Source organism: Streptomyces sp. MBT65, assembly GCF_016612545.1.
Lineage (GTDB): Bacteria > Actinomycetota > Actinomycetes > Streptomycetales > Streptomycetaceae > Streptomyces.
The window spans coordinates 34246-50470 of record NZ_JAENRY010000135.1 but is presented as its reverse complement, the minus strand read 5'-3'; the positions used below and the strand labels follow the sequence as shown (position 1 = coordinate 50470).

The following is a 16225-nucleotide window of genomic DNA, read 5'->3' as shown; positions in this document are numbered from 1 at the left end:
GTCGACTCCGTCACGCGCTGGCGGGGGCGTGAAGTCGTGGTCCGCCGCGAGGTGTTCCCGCCGCACACCGCCAGCGCGTGACGGAGTCGACCAGCGCGTCGAACAGGGCCTCGGGATCGGCGGGGACCGGGACGCGCATGGGATCGATGAGGGTACCGGCGAACCGGCGCATCTCCTTCTTCGTGCGCACCGCTGCAATATGCCAGGACATTCGCCGCCTCAGCCACCCGCCGGGTTGGCGCGGGCGGTACCGGCCCGCTCCGCCGCACCGGCCCCCGTGCCCTCGCCCCGCACCATCGTCCGTATCGCGGCGATCGTGTCGTGGTGGCGCAGGGCCCGGGAGACCGGGCCGATCTCCTGGAGGAGGTCGGCGGTGTCGGGGTGACCGGTCCTGGTGGCGTGCCGCGCGGGCAGCCCGGTGGAGTCGACGGCGTCCAGGATCGCCACCGCCGCCGCGAGGGCCTTCGCGCGGGGCGGTGTGCAGCCGAGGCGGAGCGCGGCCTGCTGGGCGCGGGTGCGGAGGTCCTCGTCGAGATGGCGGGCGAGGGGGAGGAGGACATCGCGGATGTACGTCTCCCGTCGGGTCAGGCGCAGTTCGGGCGCGGCGCACAGCAGGAAGGGGACGCCGTCGCCGTCGACGGTGCGCATCAGGACGTAGAGCGGCCGCAGGCGGTGGTGGGCGAGGCGGACGCGCAGCCGGTCGTGCAGGTACTGGCCGGTGTGCGGCAGGATGAAGCCGACGGCGGTCAGGACGGCGGCGAGGCAGGCCGCGCACGGGGCGATGTCGGTGCTGAGCGCGTCGAGGTCGTGGCCGGTCCAACGGGCCGTCACCGCCGTGAGTTTGGCGAGATCGTAGACGAGGTCCAGCGCGTAACCGGCGCCCAGGAACATCAGTCCCCAGCGCAGCCAGCCGTGCAGTCCGTCCGCGCGCACCCAGTTCCAGATGAGCCGCACGGTGATCAGTACGGCCGCGGTGTGCGCGAGCAGATAGAGCAGGATCTCCTCGCGCATGAATGGCGTGTTCGCGTAGTACGTGTCCAGGTCCCGCACCCGCTCCACGGGCACGTCGGCGAGGGCGAACAGCACCCACAGCGCCACGATCACGCCGGAGTAGACGGAGATGACCCACCGTCTGGCGCGCCGGGTCGCGTTCGAACGGTCGGACAGGCCGTTGCGCCAGGCGACGAGGAGCAGTAACCCGGCCCCGCTGAACGCCATGAGCAGCGAATACACCCACGGCGCCGAGAAGTTGGGCACTCCGGTGACCCGGTTGGTCCAGCCGATGACCGAGGGCGTCACGAACACGAACAGCACGCAGGCGAGCAGCAGCAGCCCGCCGACCGACCGCAGCAGCGGGTCCCGCCAGAGCCGGATGATGGCCGGCAGCTTCAGCGCGAGGGCGGCGGCGAGGACCGTGGTGGGGATCCACACGAAGGACGTGTACATCTCGCCGAGGAAGGTCGTCACCACGTCGTACGCTCCCCCTTCCCGCCGTCCGCTGCAGAGCCGGTCCGAGGTTACGCGCCCACAACTGCCGACGTCATGTCGTTCGGTGGCCGTTGTGGGACCGGGAACGACCGCTGTGTCCGGAAATCGCCCCCGAGAATGAAACGTGCACAGTGGCCGGCCCATTGACGCTGAAAGCGCTTGCCTTTTACGGTCGCAGGTGACCGTTTCGTTCGAAGTTACGAGCGCGATCCGGTATGTCGAACAGTGGATAGTGAACAGCGAACACCGGCCGGCCCTTCAACCTCGAAAGGCGCACATGCGTACCGCCCGCTTCACCCTCGACCCCGCCTTCACCGTCGGCGAGGTCAACCCCCGCCTCTTCGGCTCCTTCGTGGAACACCTGGGCCGCTGCGTCTACACCGGCATCTTCGAACCCGGCCACCCCACCGCGGACGAGGACGGCATCCGCCAGGACGTCCTCGACCTCGTCCGCGAACTCGGCGTCACCGCCATCCGCTATCCCGGCGGCAACTTCGTCTCCGGCTACAAGTGGGAGGACTCGGTGGGCCCCGCCGAGGACCGCCCCCGCCGCCTCGACCTGGCCTGGCGCTCGACGGAGACGAACCGCTTCGGCCTCTCCGAGTACATCGCGTTCCTCAAGAAGATCGGCCCCCAGGCCGAGCCGATGATGGCGATCAACCTCGGCACCCGGGGCGTCGCCGAGGCCCTGGAACTCCAGGAGTACGCCAACCACCCCGCCGGCACCGCCCTCGCCGAGCAGCGCATCGCGCACGGCGACAAGGACCCCTTCGGCATCAGGGTCTGGTGTCTCGGCAACGAGATGGACGGCCCCTGGCAGACCGGCCACAAGACCGCCGAGGAGTACGGCAGGATCGCCGCCGAGACGGCCCGCGCGATGCGCCAGATCGACGCCGACGTCGAACTCGTCGCCTGCGGCTCCTCCGCCCAGGCCATGCCGACCTTCGCCGAGTGGGAGGCGACCGTCCTCCAGGAGACCTACGACCTGGTCGACTACATCTCCCTGCACGCCTATTACCAGCCGCTCGACGGCGACCTCGACTCCTTCGTCGCCTCCGCCGTCGACATGGAGTCGTTCATCGACAACGTGGTCGCGACCGCCGACCACGTGGGCGCCCGCCTCAAGTCGAAGAAGAAGATCAACCTCTCCTTCGACGAGTGGAACGTCTGGTACACGGCCGACTGGGAGGAGCACACCAAGAACGCGGACCCGGCCGACTGGCCGGAGGCCCCGCGCCTCCTGGAGGACAACTACAGCGTCATGGACGCGGTCGTCTTCGGCTCGCTCATGATCGCCCTGCTCCGGCACGCCGACCGCGTCACCGTCGCCTGCCTCGCCCAGCTCGTCAACGTCATCGCCCCGATCATGACCGAACCGGGCGGCCCGGCCTGGCGGCAGACGACCTTCTTCCCCTTCGCCCAGGCCTCGAAGTACGGCCGCGGCCAGGTCCTCGACGTCCGCGTCGACTCCCCGACCCACGAGACGAAGCAGTACGGCGAGACCGACCTCCTGCACGCCACCGCGGTGCGCGGCGACGACGGCTCGGTCACGGTGTTCGCCGTCAACCGCAGCCGCACCGAGTCCCTCCCGCTCCAAGTCGCCCTGAACGGCCTGGACCTGACCTCGGTCGTCGAGCACAGCGCGCTCGCGGACGCCGACCCGGACGCCCGCAACACCCTGGCCGACCCGGAGCGGGTGGCCCCGCACCCGGTCGAGGGCACCGCCCTCCAGGACGGCACCCTGACCGCCGTACTGGAGCCGCTGTCCTGGAACGTGATCCGGCTGGCCTGAGGTGGTCAGCGGCCGGGGGAGGCCACCGGTGTCACCGGTACTCCTCCGGCCGCGCTCCCCAGCAGCGTCAGCCGTACGTCCTTCGGGCCCGCCGGTGTGGTGCCGTCGGACAGGACGGCCAGGGCGAGGGTGTTGGTGCCCCGGGTGCGCAGGATCCCGTTCGGCAGGGCGAAGGTGTGCTGGGGGCCCACGTCGTTGATGTACTGGCCCATGTTCCAGCCGTTCAGGAAGATCTGGACGCGGTAGGCGCGCGCCGGGTCGTCGTCGAGGACGAGGCCGATCGAGGCGTCGATACCGCTGTCCACGGCGAGCTTGAAGGTGGTCCGGTACCAGGCCACACCCTGCCGCTGGTCGGCGCGGGGGAGGGTGACGGCGTCCCAGCCGGAGTCCGGGAAGTCCGGCAGATGCCAGCCCTCGCGTTCGCCGTACAGGCCGCCGTTGTTCTGCGGCCCGCGCACCGGATCGAGGGCCGCCGTGCCCTGGATGCGCCAACTCACCTTCGGGGAGGCGCCCTTGAAGGTCGCCGCGGTCAGGCCGCGGGCCACCTTGTGGGTGTCGAGGGCCTTGCCGTCCTGGTCGTGCTGCATCCGCCGCACCAGCACGGACAGGACGTGGGCGCCAGACGCGCGCTGCTTCTCCGGGACGGTGAAGGTCGCCTTCGCGGTCCAACTGCCCTGCCGCACACTGCTGGTGGTCGGTACCGGCATCCGGTGCGTACCCAGCGGCACCCCGTCGAGCCAGGCCATCAGCAGCCCCTGGGTGCCGGTGCTGTAGGCGAGGGTCACCGATTCCGCGCTGTCGGTGGTGGTCGTGGTGAAGCGGCCCCGGTACCAGACGTCGCCGTAGTGGAAGCCGTAGTCGTCGGCGAAGAGCACGGGCTGCCCGGTGGGCACGGCCGTCGTGCTGAACGTCGAAGTCTTGGTCGCCGCAGTCCACTTGGAGTCGTCGAAGGCGACCGCGGCCTCCTGGTTCTCGACCTTCCGCCGCCAGCCGTCGAGCGCGGGGAGCGGTACCGCGGGCACCCCCGGTAGCAGCGCGTCCGGGTTCGAGCGCAGGCTGCCCGCGGTGGTGACGGTCGCGGGCACCGCCTGCCCGTTCCAGGTCATGTCGGTGAGGCCGCGCGGACCCCACACCTCCAGGCCGGTCTCGCCGATGGTGTCGCCGGTGAGACGGGCCGTCGTCCCGCTGATCGTGGCCTCGCGCAGCAGCGCCGGGCCGTAGACCAGCGCGGTGCCCGCTCCGGTCTCGTACGGCCACAGGCGTACGGACGTGGCCTCGTCGGCGAACATCAGCAGGAGGGGGTTGTCGACGCCGCCGGCCTGGACGAGGACCCGGGTCAGGCCGCCGATGCCGAGCGGGACGGTGACGTGCAGGAGACCGCGGTCCCACACCCAGGCGGCCTGCGCGTCGAGCCGGGTCACCACCGGCTCCTCCGGGCACTCCAGCACCACGTGGGCCATCTCGCCGCGCGCTCCGGCGAACACGGCGAGGTCCTGCCGGCCGGTGGTGAGGGACATCATCGGGGAGACGGTCGAGTACCTCAACTTGCGCCCGCCGAGCGCGAGTTGGGTGACGAGGAGGCGGGCGTCCTGAGCCGGGACGGTGACCTCGATGTCGTCGCTCGCGGTCGGCAGCGTCGAAGTGACCTGCTCCGTACCGTCGTTGCGCAGGACGTAGACATGGGCGCCGGTGTCGGCGTTGCTGAGGTGGTACACCTTCAGGCCGTCCGCCGTGACGTCCGCCGCCCGGTCCAGCTTGGCGAAGTCGGGCACCGTCCGCAGCAGATGGCCGAGTTGGTGCATCGGCACCAGCTTCGCGGTCGCGTTGCGGCCCTCGTCGAAGGCGGCGCCGTAGTCGTACGACGTGTAGACGACCGGCGCCGGCAGCCAGCCCCACGAGGTGCCGCCGAAGGTCATGTAGACGTTGTGCAGGGTGAGTCCGTTGGCGAGGTTGGTGAGATAGAAACGCCGCTCGTACGCCGCGTCCCGCGTCCGGCGCGACTCCGCGTACCCCTTGCCCTCGAACCAGGACCCGCCCCACGGGTCGAACCAGCCGCCGCCGAACTCCGGTACGAAACCAGGGGTCTTGGGGCTCGCGGTGGCCCCGCCCTTCGCCCCGCCGATCCCGAAGGTCCCCCAGTCCGGCGGGAGTTGGGACGGCGAGGGATACCCGTCGAAGCCGTACAGCCAACCGCCCGTGTCGGTGCCGATGTCGAAGGACCCCGGGGTCCAATAGCCGTTGCGGCCCTTGTCGTTGTGGAACAGCGGGACGTCGATGCCGTCGGCGCGCACCTTCTTGTACAGGTGGGACATGTAGGCGGCGCCGGACGGATGGGTGAGCTGGCCGTCGTACTCGTTCTCGATCTGGTAGAGCAGGACCGTGCCCGTGCCCTGGGTGAACAGGTGCTTGGAGACGATCGAGTTGACCTGCGTCAGCCACTCGTCGACGTGCGAGAGGTACGTCGCGTCGGCCGTTCTCGCGGTGCCCTTGGTGGCGGTCAGCCAGCCGGGGAAGCCGCCCGCGTCGATCTCGGCGTTGATGTACGGGCCCGGGCGCAGGATGACGTACAGCCCGGTCTCGGCGGCCGTGCGCAGGAACAGGTCGAGGTCGCGGACGCCCGTGAAGTCGTAGTGGCCCTGGGCGGGGGAGTGGTAGTTCCACGAGACGTAGATGCTCACCGCGTTGTAGCCGAAGGCGCGCATCTTCTGGAGGACGTCCCGCCACAGGGACGGGCTCGGCAGTCGGAAGGGGTGCATCTCGCCCGACCACAGGACCAGGCGTCGGCCGTCGACGATCAGGGAGTGGCGGTCGTAGCCGATCGTGTGCGGCTGACCGTCCGCGGTCGGCGGGGCGGGCGGCGGGCCGGTCGGTACGACGTGCGCGGCGTAGGCGTCCGGGGAACCGGCGCTGCCACCGCCCAGCGCGAGTCCGAGCGCGGCCGTGCCCGCGAGAGTGCTGAAGGTACGCCTGCTCAGCTCCACTGGAAGCTCCTTTCGGGTGCGGTCCGTCGGCGGCACGTGCGAAGCCATTTTCCGTGGTGATCCAAGGAGGCCGTCGTGCGGGGTCATTCTCTATGCCGGAACGGCCCACAATGGACGCATGAGGATCTCGGCACGGGCGGATTACGCGGTACGGGCGGTACTGGAGCTCGCCGTACGGGGTGCCGACGGCCCTGCGGCGGACGGCCCGGTGAAGGCCGAGACCATCGCCACCGCGCAGGACATCCCGCACAAATTTCTGGAGGGAATTCTCGGCGACCTCCGGCGCGCCGGGATCGTCGACAGCCGGCGCGGCGGGGGCGGCGGCTACCGGCTGGCGCGCGCCGCGACCGCGATCACCGTCGCGGACGTCATCCGCGCGGTGGACGGCCCGATCGTCTCGGTCCGCGGCGAACGCCCCACCGGCCTCACCTACACAGGCTCCGCCGAGCCCCTCCTCCCCCTGTGGATCGCCCTGCGCGCCAACGTCCGTAAGATCCTGGAGGGCGTCACGCTCGCGGACATCGCGGCGGACGAACTGCCGGATCCGGTACGGCGGTTGGCGGCGGAACCGGCGGCGTGGGAGAACCCGTGACGACTCGACGTACCGGCGCGGCGGCGGTGGCCGTCTGCGCGGTGCTCGCCGGCTGTTCCGCCCCGGCACCGACCAGTACCGCGAGCCCCGGGGATCCGTTCACCCGGACCTTCGCGGAGGGCGAGCGGCCGGCCGTCGCGGATCTGGCGGGGACGTCGTTGGACGGGGACGCGATCCGGCTGTCCGGGTATCGCGGCAAAGTGGTGGTGATCAACGCCTGGGCGTCCTGGTGCGGGCCGTGCCGGGCGGAGGCGCCCGAGCTGCGGCTGGTGCAGGAGACCTGGGGCGGGCGCGGGCTCCAGGTGCTGGGGCTCGACAACGACGGGAACCGCTCCGCCGGGCTCGCCTTCCAGAAGGACCACCGGCTCGCCTATCCGTCGCTGCACGATCCCGCGGCGAAGCAGGCGCTCCGGCTGCCGCGCGGCCTGGTGAACACACAGGCGCTGCCTTACACGATCGTGCTCGACCCGGCGGGGCGGGTGGCGGCGACGCGGATGGGCGCGGTGACGCGCAACCAGCTCGCGAAGATCGTCGAGCCGCTGCTGCCGGCGTAGGGAATCCGGTCCACGGCGTCCCGTGCGGGACAGGGGCTGCCGCCCGGGCGTACTCGGTCCGCGCCCGGCGCCGGGAGAGGGCGGTGGGGGCGCGGACCGAGTCCGAGTCCGCCGAGGGGCGGCAGCCGGTCAGTACGTCCGATTCATCTGCCTCCAGATCAACTCGTGCTGACGCCCACGGTCAGGGTGGCCGTGTAGCCGTCGGAGACGCTCGTGCCGAGCGCGGTCAGGGTGAGCAGGCCGGACGCGGCGCTGTTGTCGTCGTAGACCGAGTCGTCGGCGAGGACCGTCTCGGCGGTGGTGTTGTCCGAGTACGGCGAACTGGCCTGTACCTCCTCGTTGAGGTCCGCGTCGAAGAACAACTGGCCGGTGTGGACGACCGTGCCGCCGGTGTACGTGCCGTCGGCGAGCGTCACGTCCGTGTGCACCCGCATATGGACGTGGACGGCGCGGGAGACGTAGTGCCCCGGCCAGATCGAGATGAGCGTGGCCTGGCCGTTCGAGTCGGTCATCTGGCCGCCGCGCAGGAACGTGCCGTCGTCGTCCTCGGTGTGGCCGTTCTTGCCGACGTACCCGGAGTACTCGCCGAGCGCGTCGCAGTGCCAGAGCTCGACGAGGGCGTCGGCGAGCGGCGCGCAGTCGTTGTCCTGGTCGACGACGGTGAAGGTGTACTGGACCTCGACGCCCTCCTTGGTCTCCCGGATGTCCTCGCGGATCAGGGCGCCGTCGAGCGAGTACGGGCCTTCCGTGACCTCGGCGGTGAGGGTGCAGACGCCGCTCGTGGCCGAGGCGGACGCGTCGGCGGTGACCGTGGTCGTCGAGGTCCCGGTGGAGGTGCCGGGGGTGTCGGCCGAGGCGAAACCGGCGGCCGCGAGACCACCCGCCAGGGCCGCGGTGCCGCCGCCGATCAGAACCCGGCGACGCTGGACGCCCTTGTCCCGGCGGTGCCGGGCGGGCTGTTGGTCGTGCGGCTGGTCGTTCTGTGTGTGTCCCGTCATGCCGAGGAAGCTACGGCCGTACCTGAAGGATTCCTTAATGTGCGGCTGTGAAGCACCTGGGGACGGATCCGTCAACAGGCCTTTATTTCAACAGAGTTCACACACTGTGGGGAGAGTGTGAAAGGCGCGTCTGTGAATGGCTTGAGTTCACCCTGACCGTTTCCTGTGCCGCTTCCTACGATGCGAGCGCGCCGTCGGTCTTCACAGGAACTTCATTGTTTCTTCAAAGACTTGGGGCGCAGCCACCCCCCAACCCCAAGGAGAAACCATGCCTGGTGGGCTCCTCCTGAGTGGTGCGGTCGCCGCACTGCTCGCCACCGCGCTGCCGTCCGCGCAGCACTCGTCCTCACCCGTGTTCGACGACCCGCCCCCGGACAAGATCGTCATCAACGTCGCCACGGTGAACGGCTCCGGCTGCCCGCAGGGCACCACCGCGGTCGCCGTCTCCGAGGACAACACCGCCTTCACGGTGACCTACAGCGCCTACCTCGCCCAGGTCGGCGGCAACTCCGACCCCACGGCGTTCCGCAAGAACTGCCAGCTCAACCTGGTCGTGCATGTCCCGTCGGGCTTCACGTACGCCATCGCGAGCGCCGACTACCGGGGCTTCGCCTCGCTCCAGCGCGGCGCGAGCGGTGCGCAGAAGGCCTCGTACTACTTCCAGGGTTCGTCGGCGACCGTCGCCAAGAACCACCCCTTCAGCGGCCCCTACGACGACAACTGGCAGGCCACCGACAGCACGGACTGGGCCCAACTGGTCTGGGCGCCCTGTGGAGTTCAGCGCAACTTCAACATCAACACGGAGCTGCGGGTCGCCGCCGGCTCCTCGTCGTCGAGTGCCGTCAGCTTCATGACGATGGACTCGACGGACGGCGACATCAGCACGGTCTACCACATGGCGTGGCAGCACTGCCCGAGCGCCTGACCTGAGGTAGGACGGGGAGGGGTGGCCCGTGTCGCACCGCGGGCCACCCCTTTTCGTTCGTGGGGAACGTCGGCTCAGCTCTGCCGGACGCCGAGCGTGAGGGTGCCCGTGTAGCCGGACGAGGTCGAACTCCCCAGCGCCGTAAGGGTCATGAGGCCGGACGCGGCGCCGCCGTCGTCGTAGACCGAGTCCTGCGCGAGGGTGGTGCGGGTGACCGTGTTGGTCGAGTACGGGGAGAGCTTGGCGACGGCCGTGGTGATGGTCTCGTCGATGAAGAGCTGGCCCGTGTGCAGTTCGCTGCCGCCGGTGAACGAGCCGTCCGAGGTCAGTGTGACGCCGGTGTGGACCTTCACATGGATGTGGATGCAGCGGCCTCGGTACCAACCGGGGTAGATCGTCGTGATGTTGGCGAGCCCGCTCGCGTTGGTGAGGACACCGCCGCGCAGGAAGGTGCCGTCGTCCGGTTCGCTGTGGCCGTTGTTGCCGACGTAGCCGGAGTACTCGCCGAGCGCGTCGCTGTGCCAGATCTCGACGAGCGCGTTCGGGATGACGGCACAGGTGCTGTTGTTCACGACCGTGAGGGCGAGTTTGAGCGGGATGCCGGCCTTGCCCTCGGTGACGTCGGTGCGGACCAGGGCGCCGTCGAGGTAGTAGGGGCCCTCGGTCATCTCGGTGGTGAGGGTGCAGACTGCCGCCGCCGCGGCGGGAGTTGCGTCCGCCGTGGTGGTGGTCGTGGGGGAGTGGGCGGCGGCGCCCACGGCCAGTACGGCGGCCGTGGTGCCGGTGGCGATCAGGACGGTACGGCGTCCGACCGCTGCGGGGGTGGCTCCGGTTGGGTCGTTCGTGGAGTCTGTCATGGACACGGCACCTTAGGAACGGAAGCTGTTGCCCGCCTGTGCGAACGGCAAAGTGACGGTCCGTCAAGTTAATTGCGAGCCAGGCGAGTTGGGGTGCGTGTCGATCGGGGAGAGCCGGGCCGGGTGCGGCGCGCGTCGGGGCCGCAGCTATTCGGACAACTCTCGCCGCCCCCGGAACCGCCTGCCCTCGCCTGTCCGTCTGCCCCAACGGTATGTGCTGGGGGCGGACGTACCACGGGGAGCGTGGGGACATGCTGCGTATCGACTTCGGTACGGACGACCTCAGTCGGCTGCGGGTGGCCACGGGCAGCGACTTCATGTGGGAGGTGGTCCTCAGCCTCCACCTGCTCCAGAACCGGCACGCGGCCCTGGTCTTCGACCCCTGGCGCAGACAGGTGCGCGAGGACCTCGCGCGCGCGGGGCTGATCCGGACGACCCGGGCGCTGATCGAGGTGAACCCGTGCGCCTCCTACTTCCCGGACTTCCTCACCCCCGGCCGCGGTACCTCCGACCCGGACACCGGACTGGACGCGGTCCTCTCCACACCCCGCAGCCGCCTACGGGACGAACTCGCCCGGCTCTACCCGGACCGGCCGATGCCCTCGGCCGCCCGACGGCTCGCGGAGGGCGGGAGCGAGGCCCTGCACCGGCTGGGGACGGCGCTGCGCGCCTATCACGAGGTGGCCGTGGCGCCGTACCGGACGGTCATCGACCGGGCCGTCGGCACGGACCTGGCCAGACGTGCCGACTCGGCGCTGGCGGCGGGCGCGGAAGGGCTGCTGGGCAGCTACCAGCCGGACCTGCTGTCCTGGCGGGACGGTCATATCGAGTGCGGCTACCCCTTCGACCGGGGCCTGGAGCTGAACGGCCGCCCGCTGACCCTGATCCCGTCCTTCTTCTGCGTCCGGCAGCCGGTCGCGCTCACCGCCCGCGAACTCTCGCCCGTCCTGGTGTATCCGCTCGCGCTCGCGCCGGGCTGCCTCACGGTGGCCGAGTCCGACTGCGCACCCGGCCTGCACCGGCTGCTGGGCCCCACCCGGGCCCGTGTGCTGGAACTGCTCGGCCGCCCGATGTCCACCAGCGGCATCGCCGCCGCCCTCCACCTCTCACCGGCCAACGCCAGCCGTCATGCCACGGTGCTGCGGGAGGCGGGTCTGGTCGGTTCGTTCCGGGACGGGCACCGGATGCTGCATCGGCGGACCGGGCTGGGGGAGGCGTTGCTGAACGGGAACTGGGGGGTGTGAGAGAGGCGGCGGCACGGGAGCGCCCGCCGCGGGCCGGGGTACGGCCGTGCGGCGGGCGCGGTGTCCTGCGGTGACGTGAGGTGCGTGGTGCCGTGCGTCAGCAGTTCTTGATCTTCCAGATCGGGGACCAGTTCCAGCCCGCGGGGGCGACGCTGTACGCGGTCGAGTCGTGGACGTCCACGCCGCTCCCGTTGTAGAAGCGGGCCACCGTGCCGGTGGTCTGGTTGTTGTAGAAGCCGCCGGAGCCCTCCCAGTAGGACAGCGAGTAGGTGTGGCAGGTGTACAGGTCGAACACCTTGTACCTGCCGACGTTCGGGTCCCACACGCGGGCACACAGCCGCTCGTACGGGCAGTCGTAGGTGTCGGTGTCGACGTACCGAATGCGTTCGGCGGCCGGTGAGATGCCCGGGGAGTTCGCCAGCGCACTCGCCGGCGCGTACTGCGCGGTGGAACCGACCGCAGGGGAAGCCGAGTCGGACGTCTGCGCCGCGTGCGCCGGTGCCGCGCCGAGCAGCATGGTGAGCACCAGACCCGCCCCCGCGACGAGTCCCGCCAGCTTTCTGGTCAACGGTTGTGTCCGGAGTAAGTGCATTGCTGTCCTCCGTGTCCTGGTTCCGCTCCGCGAGGCGAACGGCCGTTCGCCTCGCGCCCCATGGTGGGGCGGTCGGCATCGGGCGGACGGGACATTCGACGGATACGCAATCAAGGGGCCGAGGTGGCCGATGAGGACGTGCGCGGTGAGGCCGTCGGTGTGGGCGTCGGTGAGGGCGAGGCGGGTGAACTCGTCTTGCAGGGATACGTAGTTGGCCTTCCGTGTCTTCGCGAGCGCCTTGCTGACGGTTACGACGCCGGGTACGACGTGCCCGAGTTCGCCCTGCGCCGGCCGGTGGTGCGCGCACCCTGCTGTTCCTCTTCCCCGGGTGAACAGCGAACGCAGGGCGACGAGTTGGTGAGTCCCCCGGCGGGCGTGGCGAACTTCCCCTCCGCACCCGCCTTCCTCAACGCCTCGACCGGATCGATGAACCCCTGGGGATCATGGCCTGGGAAGACATTTCGCCTGCGGGCCTGCTCAACCATGGGTAGTGTCGTGGCTCGTGCAGTTGAATGTTGTGGTCCCTTTGGTGGTCACGGTGTTCGTGGCCGCCTCCGGTTACGGGGCGACCTATCTGACGAACCTTCGTCTGGCACGCCGCAAGGATCATCTGGATCGGATCAACCGCCAGCTCAGCGAGCTGTACGGTCCGCTCTACGCGCAGTCGGAGGCCGTGGACCGGGCATGGCGAAAGTTTGTCGCCCGGTACGGAGTTGTATGGGCCGGGTCGACCCCTGCCACCACGGAGCAGGCCGCGACCTGGCGTCTGTGGATGTCGACAGTCTTCATGCCGCTCAACCGGCGCATGGTCGAGACGGTCGTCTCCCATGCGGATCTGCTGCGCGAGGACACCATTCCCGAGCCCCTGAAAGAGCTGTGCGCGCATGTGGCCTGCTATGAGCCCGTCGTCGCCCGCTGGCAGGAAGACGGGTTCGACTCCGTCCAGGTCGACGATCACGTGTCGGTCGCGGGCAATTTCCCGCGGGCGGAGTTGGACGCCTACCTGCGGAGCTCCTTCGAGGCACTGAAGCTCGAACAGGCAGGGCTGCTCGCCCAGATGCAGCGCTCCCCGATCACAGGGTGACGACGAACTTGGTCCAGGTGCTGGGGGAGAGGGCGAGTTGGGGGCCCTCGGTGTGCTTGGAGTCGCGGATGTGGATGGTGGAGGGGGAGGTGGCGATCTCTACGCAATCTCCGGAAGCGCTGCTGCTGTAGCTCGACTTGTGCCAGGTGAGGGCGACTTCGATGCAGTTGTCGCCGGAACCGCTGCTGTAACTGCTCTTGAACCAGGTCAGTTCGGAGGTGCTCATAGATCCCCTCGCATCCGTTTCAACAGGCTCAGGGAGTCTTGGATGGTGAGAGCCTGCGAACGCATCCTGGCATATCGGCTCTGGAGAACGCTGACCACTTTCGGGTCACTGATCAACTGGCCGCTCTCCTGGCCTTCGTTGTACGCCAGCCACTTGAGCTTGGCGGTCTCCAACAGGTGGATGGTGCCTTGCAGTCCGGCGTGCGACTCCTGTACCAGAGGCATGAGTTGGATCTCGATGTTCCGCAACGAGGCGATGTTCAGCATGTGGTCGATGAGACCCCGCGTGACCTCCACCCCGCCTGTGCGCCTGCGGAACAGGTGCTCTTCGAGGATGAAGCTGAACGCAGTGTGCGGTCGCTCTCGCAGAATCTTCTGGCGATCGGATCGGGCGGACCACAACTCCTCGACCTCGGTGTCGTCCAGCGGTGGCAGTTGATCGGCGGACAGGGCTCGTACGTACGCCTCTGTCTGCAACAGGCCAGGAATCATCCGGCACTCGTAGGTGCAGAGGCTGATCGCCGCCTTCTCCTTTCGCGCCCATTGCCGGAACCAAGACGCCAACCCCGGGCGCCGCTCCAGATGTTCCGCAGCCTTCCGCACTGCGCCCGTATTGCCGAGCACCGGCTCCGACGCCTCGACGAAGTCGTCGTCTGGCATCCGCCTGCCCAACTCCACTGACTCCACCGTGTGTTTGGAATATCCGACCTGCCGACCGAACTGCTCCCTGCTCAGCCCTGCGTGCTCGCGTAACGCCTGCAACATCCCCCCGAACGTCCGCAGGCTGTCGGACGCCTCCGGCTCGCCGCTGCCCTCGACCATGGTCACCCACCTCCCGCGCACATGGTCACGGAACGTAGCGCGTACTGTCCAGCGGGTGACCCCGTACGCTCGCGCAGCGTACGGGCCCAGAACCTGGTGAACTGCCGCGCACCCCCGCCACATTGGGCCCATGACCACCCAACCCCCCGTCACCGTGCGTACGTTCGTCCAGCGCCTCAGCCCCACCCCCCGAGGCGCCCGCCTCGCCCGTCATCTCGCCCTGCATCAGCTCCACGACTGGGGCATCCCCCACGGCAGCGACACCTCCGACACCGCCGCCGCGATCGTCGCCGAACTCGCCGCCAACGCCGTGACCCACGGGCGCGTACCGGGCCGGGACTTCGAACTCCGGCTCTCCCTCGTCACCGGAAGTGTCCGGATCGAGGTCACCGACACCCGTACCGGACCGTGTCCCCCCGCACCCGGTGCCGTACGACAGCCGGACCCGCTGGACGAGACCGGGCGCGGGCTCGTGCTCGTAGACGCGCTCGCGGACCGGTGGGAAGTGGTGGAACGGATGCCGCCGCCGGGCAGGACCGTACGGGTGGAAATCGACGTACCGCGATGGTTGGCGCTGGTCAGGCGGCTGGACGAGCGGCTGGACGGGGCTTCAGGTTCCGCTCAGGTTGGTGCGGGAGGTTGGCCGGTATGCACGGACACCGCCCCCGCACCCCCGAAGCCGACCGCAGCCGCCGCTGGTTCATGAACAAGGCGCTGCTCGCCGGCGGAGTCGCCGCCATGGCGACCATGACCGGCTGCTCCTCGGACGCCTCCGACACCGCCACCGCGTCCTCCGGCGCCCCGAACGGCATGCCTTCGGGCGGCCCCGGCGGCAGCGGTATGCCCACCGGCGCGATGCCGTCCGGCGGGCCCGGGGGAGGGGGCAACGGCATGGGGCCGGGGCAGAGCGAGGTCAAGTACGCCGACTTCAAGGGGCTGACCACCGACGGGAAGGTCACCGACGGGCTCTACTCGATCCACTCCACGGACGTGTCCACGGACGGGATCGTCAAGGCCGCGCAGGCCTTCCTCGACGGGCTCAGCGCCAAGGAGCGCACGTCCTGCACCTTCGACGTCGACAACGACGAGTGGCTGGCCTGGAGCAACGTCGACGGGTACCAGCGCAAGGGCGTGCGGATGGGTGATGTCACCGCCAAGAAGCGGGAGTTGGGCTACGCGCTGCTCGGCGCCGCGCTCTCCGCCGACGGGCTCACCCGGACCCGCAACATCATGAAGCTGAACGCCTTCCTCGGCGACTACAGCGGCGGGAACCGGGACACGCTCACCGAGGGCGCGTACTTCTTCACCTTCATGGGCACGCCGTCGACCACCAAGCCGTGGGGCTTCCAGTACGAGGGCCACCACGTGGCCATCAACTTCTTCGTGCTCGGCGACCAGGTCGTGATGACTCCGACCTTCATGGGCTCCGAACCGACCTCCGCCACCTACAAGGGCGAGAAGATCACCCTCTTCAAGACCGAGACCACGGCCGGTCTCACCCTGCTTCGCTCGCTCACCGCCGCCCAGCGCGCCAAGGTCATCTCCGGCGACAAGAAGGCCGGCGACAACATGAAGGCGGGCGCCGGGCAGGACAACGCCAAGCTCGCCTATCAGGGGCTCGTCGCCAAGGACTTCAGCAGCGCGCAGAAGCAGAACCTGCTCGACCTGGTGCGCGTCTACGTCGGCAACATGAACGACGGCCACGCCGAAGTGCGGATGACGGAGGTCGAGGACCACCTCGACGCGACCTACTTCTACTGGATCGGCGAGACCAAGGACTCCTCCGCCTTCTACTACCGCGTGCACAGCCCGGTCGTCCTCATCGAGTACGACGCCCAGTCGCCGCTCGCGTACGGCACGAAGGGGGGTGGCATGGGCGGTCCCAACGGCACCCCGACCCAGCAGCACATCCACACCATCATCCGCACCCCCAACGGCGGCGACTACGGCGCGGACCTGCTGAAGCTGCACCTGGACAACGACCACTGACATATGCCTGATTGGGCCTTAAGCGCTATTTAGTCGTTATGAATTCCTCATCACCGCGTTCGGGCTGATATGAAACCCCTTG

Annotated in this window: 14 protein-coding genes and 2 pseudogenes; 8 read left to right on the top strand and 8 right to left on the bottom strand. The window is 69.4% G+C overall.

Annotation, left to right across the window (positions count from 1 at the left end; genetic code table 11):
* Positions 1-67: 67 nt before the first annotated feature.
* Together JHN63_RS28245 and JHN63_RS28240 are read right to left on the bottom strand one after the other, a co-directional pair.
* Positions 68-172: pseudogene (locus tag JHN63_RS28245) on the bottom strand (toxin); the annotation flags it as partial.
* A gap of 47 nt (positions 173-219) precedes the next feature.
* Positions 220-1446, bottom strand: a complete 1227-nt coding sequence (locus tag JHN63_RS28240) for a DUF6545 domain-containing protein (protein ID WP_200685819.1) — start codon at positions 1444-1446, stop codon at positions 220-222.
* Between the two features lie 319 nt (positions 1447-1765).
* Here JHN63_RS28240 and JHN63_RS28235 point away from each other — a divergent pair, with 319 nt between their 5' ends.
* Positions 1766-3280 (top strand): alpha-N-arabinofuranosidase, encoded by a 1515-nt coding sequence (locus JHN63_RS28235; protein ID WP_200685811.1) that lies wholly within the window; start codon positions 1766-1768, stop codon positions 3278-3280.
* Between the two features lie 5 nt (positions 3281-3285).
* On the opposite strand, the gene JHN63_RS28230 is transcribed toward JHN63_RS28235, so the two are convergent.
* Positions 3286-6261, bottom strand: a complete 2976-nt coding sequence (locus JHN63_RS28230; RefSeq protein WP_200685809.1) for a beta-galactosidase — start codon at positions 6259-6261, stop codon at positions 3286-3288.
* A 118-nt stretch (positions 6262-6379) separates the two neighbouring features.
* On the opposite strand from JHN63_RS28230, the gene JHN63_RS28225 reads away from it, so the two are divergent.
* Both JHN63_RS28225 and JHN63_RS28220 read left to right on the top strand, forming a co-directional pair.
* Positions 6380-6853 (top strand): Rrf2 family transcriptional regulator, encoded by a 474-nt coding sequence (locus tag JHN63_RS28225; RefSeq protein WP_200685806.1) that lies wholly within the window; start codon positions 6380-6382, stop codon positions 6851-6853.
* Positions 6850-7407 (top strand): TlpA disulfide reductase family protein, encoded by a 558-nt coding sequence (locus tag JHN63_RS28220; RefSeq protein ID WP_200685804.1) that lies wholly within the window; start codon positions 6850-6852, stop codon positions 7405-7407. The genes JHN63_RS28225 and JHN63_RS28220 overlap by 4 nt, the downstream gene beginning before the upstream one ends.
* Before the next feature lie 158 nt (positions 7408-7565).
* Here JHN63_RS28220 and JHN63_RS28215 read toward each other — a convergent pair whose 3' ends face one another.
* On the bottom strand, positions 7566-8405 hold the full coding sequence (locus tag JHN63_RS28215; protein WP_200685802.1) for an intradiol ring-cleavage dioxygenase: 840 nt from the start codon (positions 8403-8405) through the stop codon (positions 7566-7568).
* 268 nt (positions 8406-8673) lie between these two features.
* Between JHN63_RS28215 and JHN63_RS28210 the strand changes: the two genes are divergently transcribed.
* The gene (locus JHN63_RS28210; RefSeq protein WP_200685800.1) at positions 8674-9330 is read left to right on the top strand and encodes a DUF4360 domain-containing protein; all 657 of its coding nucleotides are present in this window, start codon (positions 8674-8676) and stop codon (positions 9328-9330) included.
* A gap of 74 nt (positions 9331-9404) precedes the next feature.
* Here JHN63_RS28210 and JHN63_RS28205 read toward each other — a convergent pair whose 3' ends face one another.
* Positions 9405-10187, bottom strand: a complete 783-nt coding sequence (locus JHN63_RS28205; RefSeq protein WP_200685798.1) for an intradiol ring-cleavage dioxygenase — start codon at positions 10185-10187, stop codon at positions 9405-9407.
* A gap of 251 nt (positions 10188-10438) precedes the next feature.
* On the opposite strand from JHN63_RS28205, the gene JHN63_RS28200 reads away from it, so the two are divergent.
* Positions 10439-11431, top strand: a complete 993-nt coding sequence (locus tag JHN63_RS28200) for a helix-turn-helix transcriptional regulator (protein ID WP_200685796.1) — start codon at positions 10439-10441, stop codon at positions 11429-11431.
* 97 nt (positions 11432-11528) lie between these two features.
* On the opposite strand, the gene JHN63_RS28195 is transcribed toward JHN63_RS28200, so the two are convergent.
* Positions 11529-11999 (bottom strand): hypothetical protein, encoded by a 471-nt coding sequence (locus JHN63_RS28195; protein ID WP_200685794.1) that lies wholly within the window; start codon positions 11997-11999, stop codon positions 11529-11531.
* A gap of 514 nt (positions 12000-12513) precedes the next feature.
* On the opposite strand from JHN63_RS28195, the gene JHN63_RS28190 reads away from it, so the two are divergent.
* On the top strand, positions 12514-13107 hold the full coding sequence (locus JHN63_RS28190) for a hypothetical protein (protein ID WP_307782004.1): 594 nt from the start codon (positions 12514-12516) through the stop codon (positions 13105-13107).
* On the opposite strand, the gene JHN63_RS28185 is transcribed toward JHN63_RS28190, so the two are convergent.
* Positions 13097-13333: a DUF397 domain-containing protein gene (locus JHN63_RS28185; protein ID WP_200685792.1), complete on the bottom strand. Its 237-nt coding sequence runs from the start codon at positions 13331-13333 to the stop codon at positions 13097-13099. The two genes, JHN63_RS28190 and JHN63_RS28185, sit on opposite strands and share 11 nt — an antisense overlap.
* Positions 13330-14154: a helix-turn-helix transcriptional regulator gene (locus JHN63_RS28180; protein WP_200685790.1), complete on the bottom strand. Its 825-nt coding sequence runs from the start codon at positions 14152-14154 to the stop codon at positions 13330-13332. Before JHN63_RS28180 ends, JHN63_RS28185 begins: the two co-directional genes overlap by 4 nt.
* 130 nt (positions 14155-14284) lie before the next feature.
* Here JHN63_RS28180 and JHN63_RS28175 point away from each other — a divergent pair.
* Positions 14285-14740: pseudogene (locus JHN63_RS28175) on the top strand (ATP-binding protein); the annotation flags it as partial.
* 62 nt (positions 14741-14802) lie between these two features.
* Positions 14803-16143, top strand: a complete 1341-nt coding sequence (locus JHN63_RS28170) for a DUF3500 domain-containing protein (protein WP_200685786.1) — start codon at positions 14803-14805, stop codon at positions 16141-16143.
* The last annotated feature ends 82 nt before the right edge of the window (positions 16144-16225 follow it).

Bases quoted from the DNA above. Each gene is read 5' to 3' on its own strand.
- JHN63_RS28225 (WP_200685806.1), top strand. From the start codon at position 6,380: ATGAGGATCTCGGCACGGGCGGATTACGCGGTACGGGCGGTACTGGAG.
- JHN63_RS28200 (WP_200685796.1), top strand. From the start codon at position 10,439: ATGCTGCGTATCGACTTCGGTACGGACGACCTCAGTCGGCTGCGGGTG.
- JHN63_RS28240 (WP_200685819.1), bottom strand. From the start codon at position 1,446: ATGTACACGTCCTTCGTGTGGATCCCCACCACGGTCCTCGCCGCCGCC.
- JHN63_RS28215 (WP_200685802.1), bottom strand. From the start codon at position 8,405: ATGACGGGACACACACAGAACGACCAGCCGCACGACCAACAGCCCGCC.
- JHN63_RS28210 (WP_200685800.1), top strand. From the start codon at position 8,674: ATGCCTGGTGGGCTCCTCCTGAGTGGTGCGGTCGCCGCACTGCTCGCC.
- JHN63_RS28170 (WP_200685786.1), top strand. From the start codon at position 14,803: ATGCACGGACACCGCCCCCGCACCCCCGAAGCCGACCGCAGCCGCCGC.
- JHN63_RS28235 (WP_200685811.1), top strand. From the start codon at position 1,766: ATGCGTACCGCCCGCTTCACCCTCGACCCCGCCTTCACCGTCGGCGAG.
- JHN63_RS28185 (WP_200685792.1), bottom strand. From the start codon at position 13,333: ATGAGCACCTCCGAACTGACCTGGTTCAAGAGCAGTTACAGCAGCGGT.
- JHN63_RS28205 (WP_200685798.1), bottom strand. From the start codon at position 10,187: ATGACAGACTCCACGAACGACCCAACCGGAGCCACCCCCGCAGCGGTC.
- JHN63_RS28180 (WP_200685790.1), bottom strand. From the start codon at position 14,154: ATGGTCGAGGGCAGCGGCGAGCCGGAGGCGTCCGACAGCCTGCGGACG.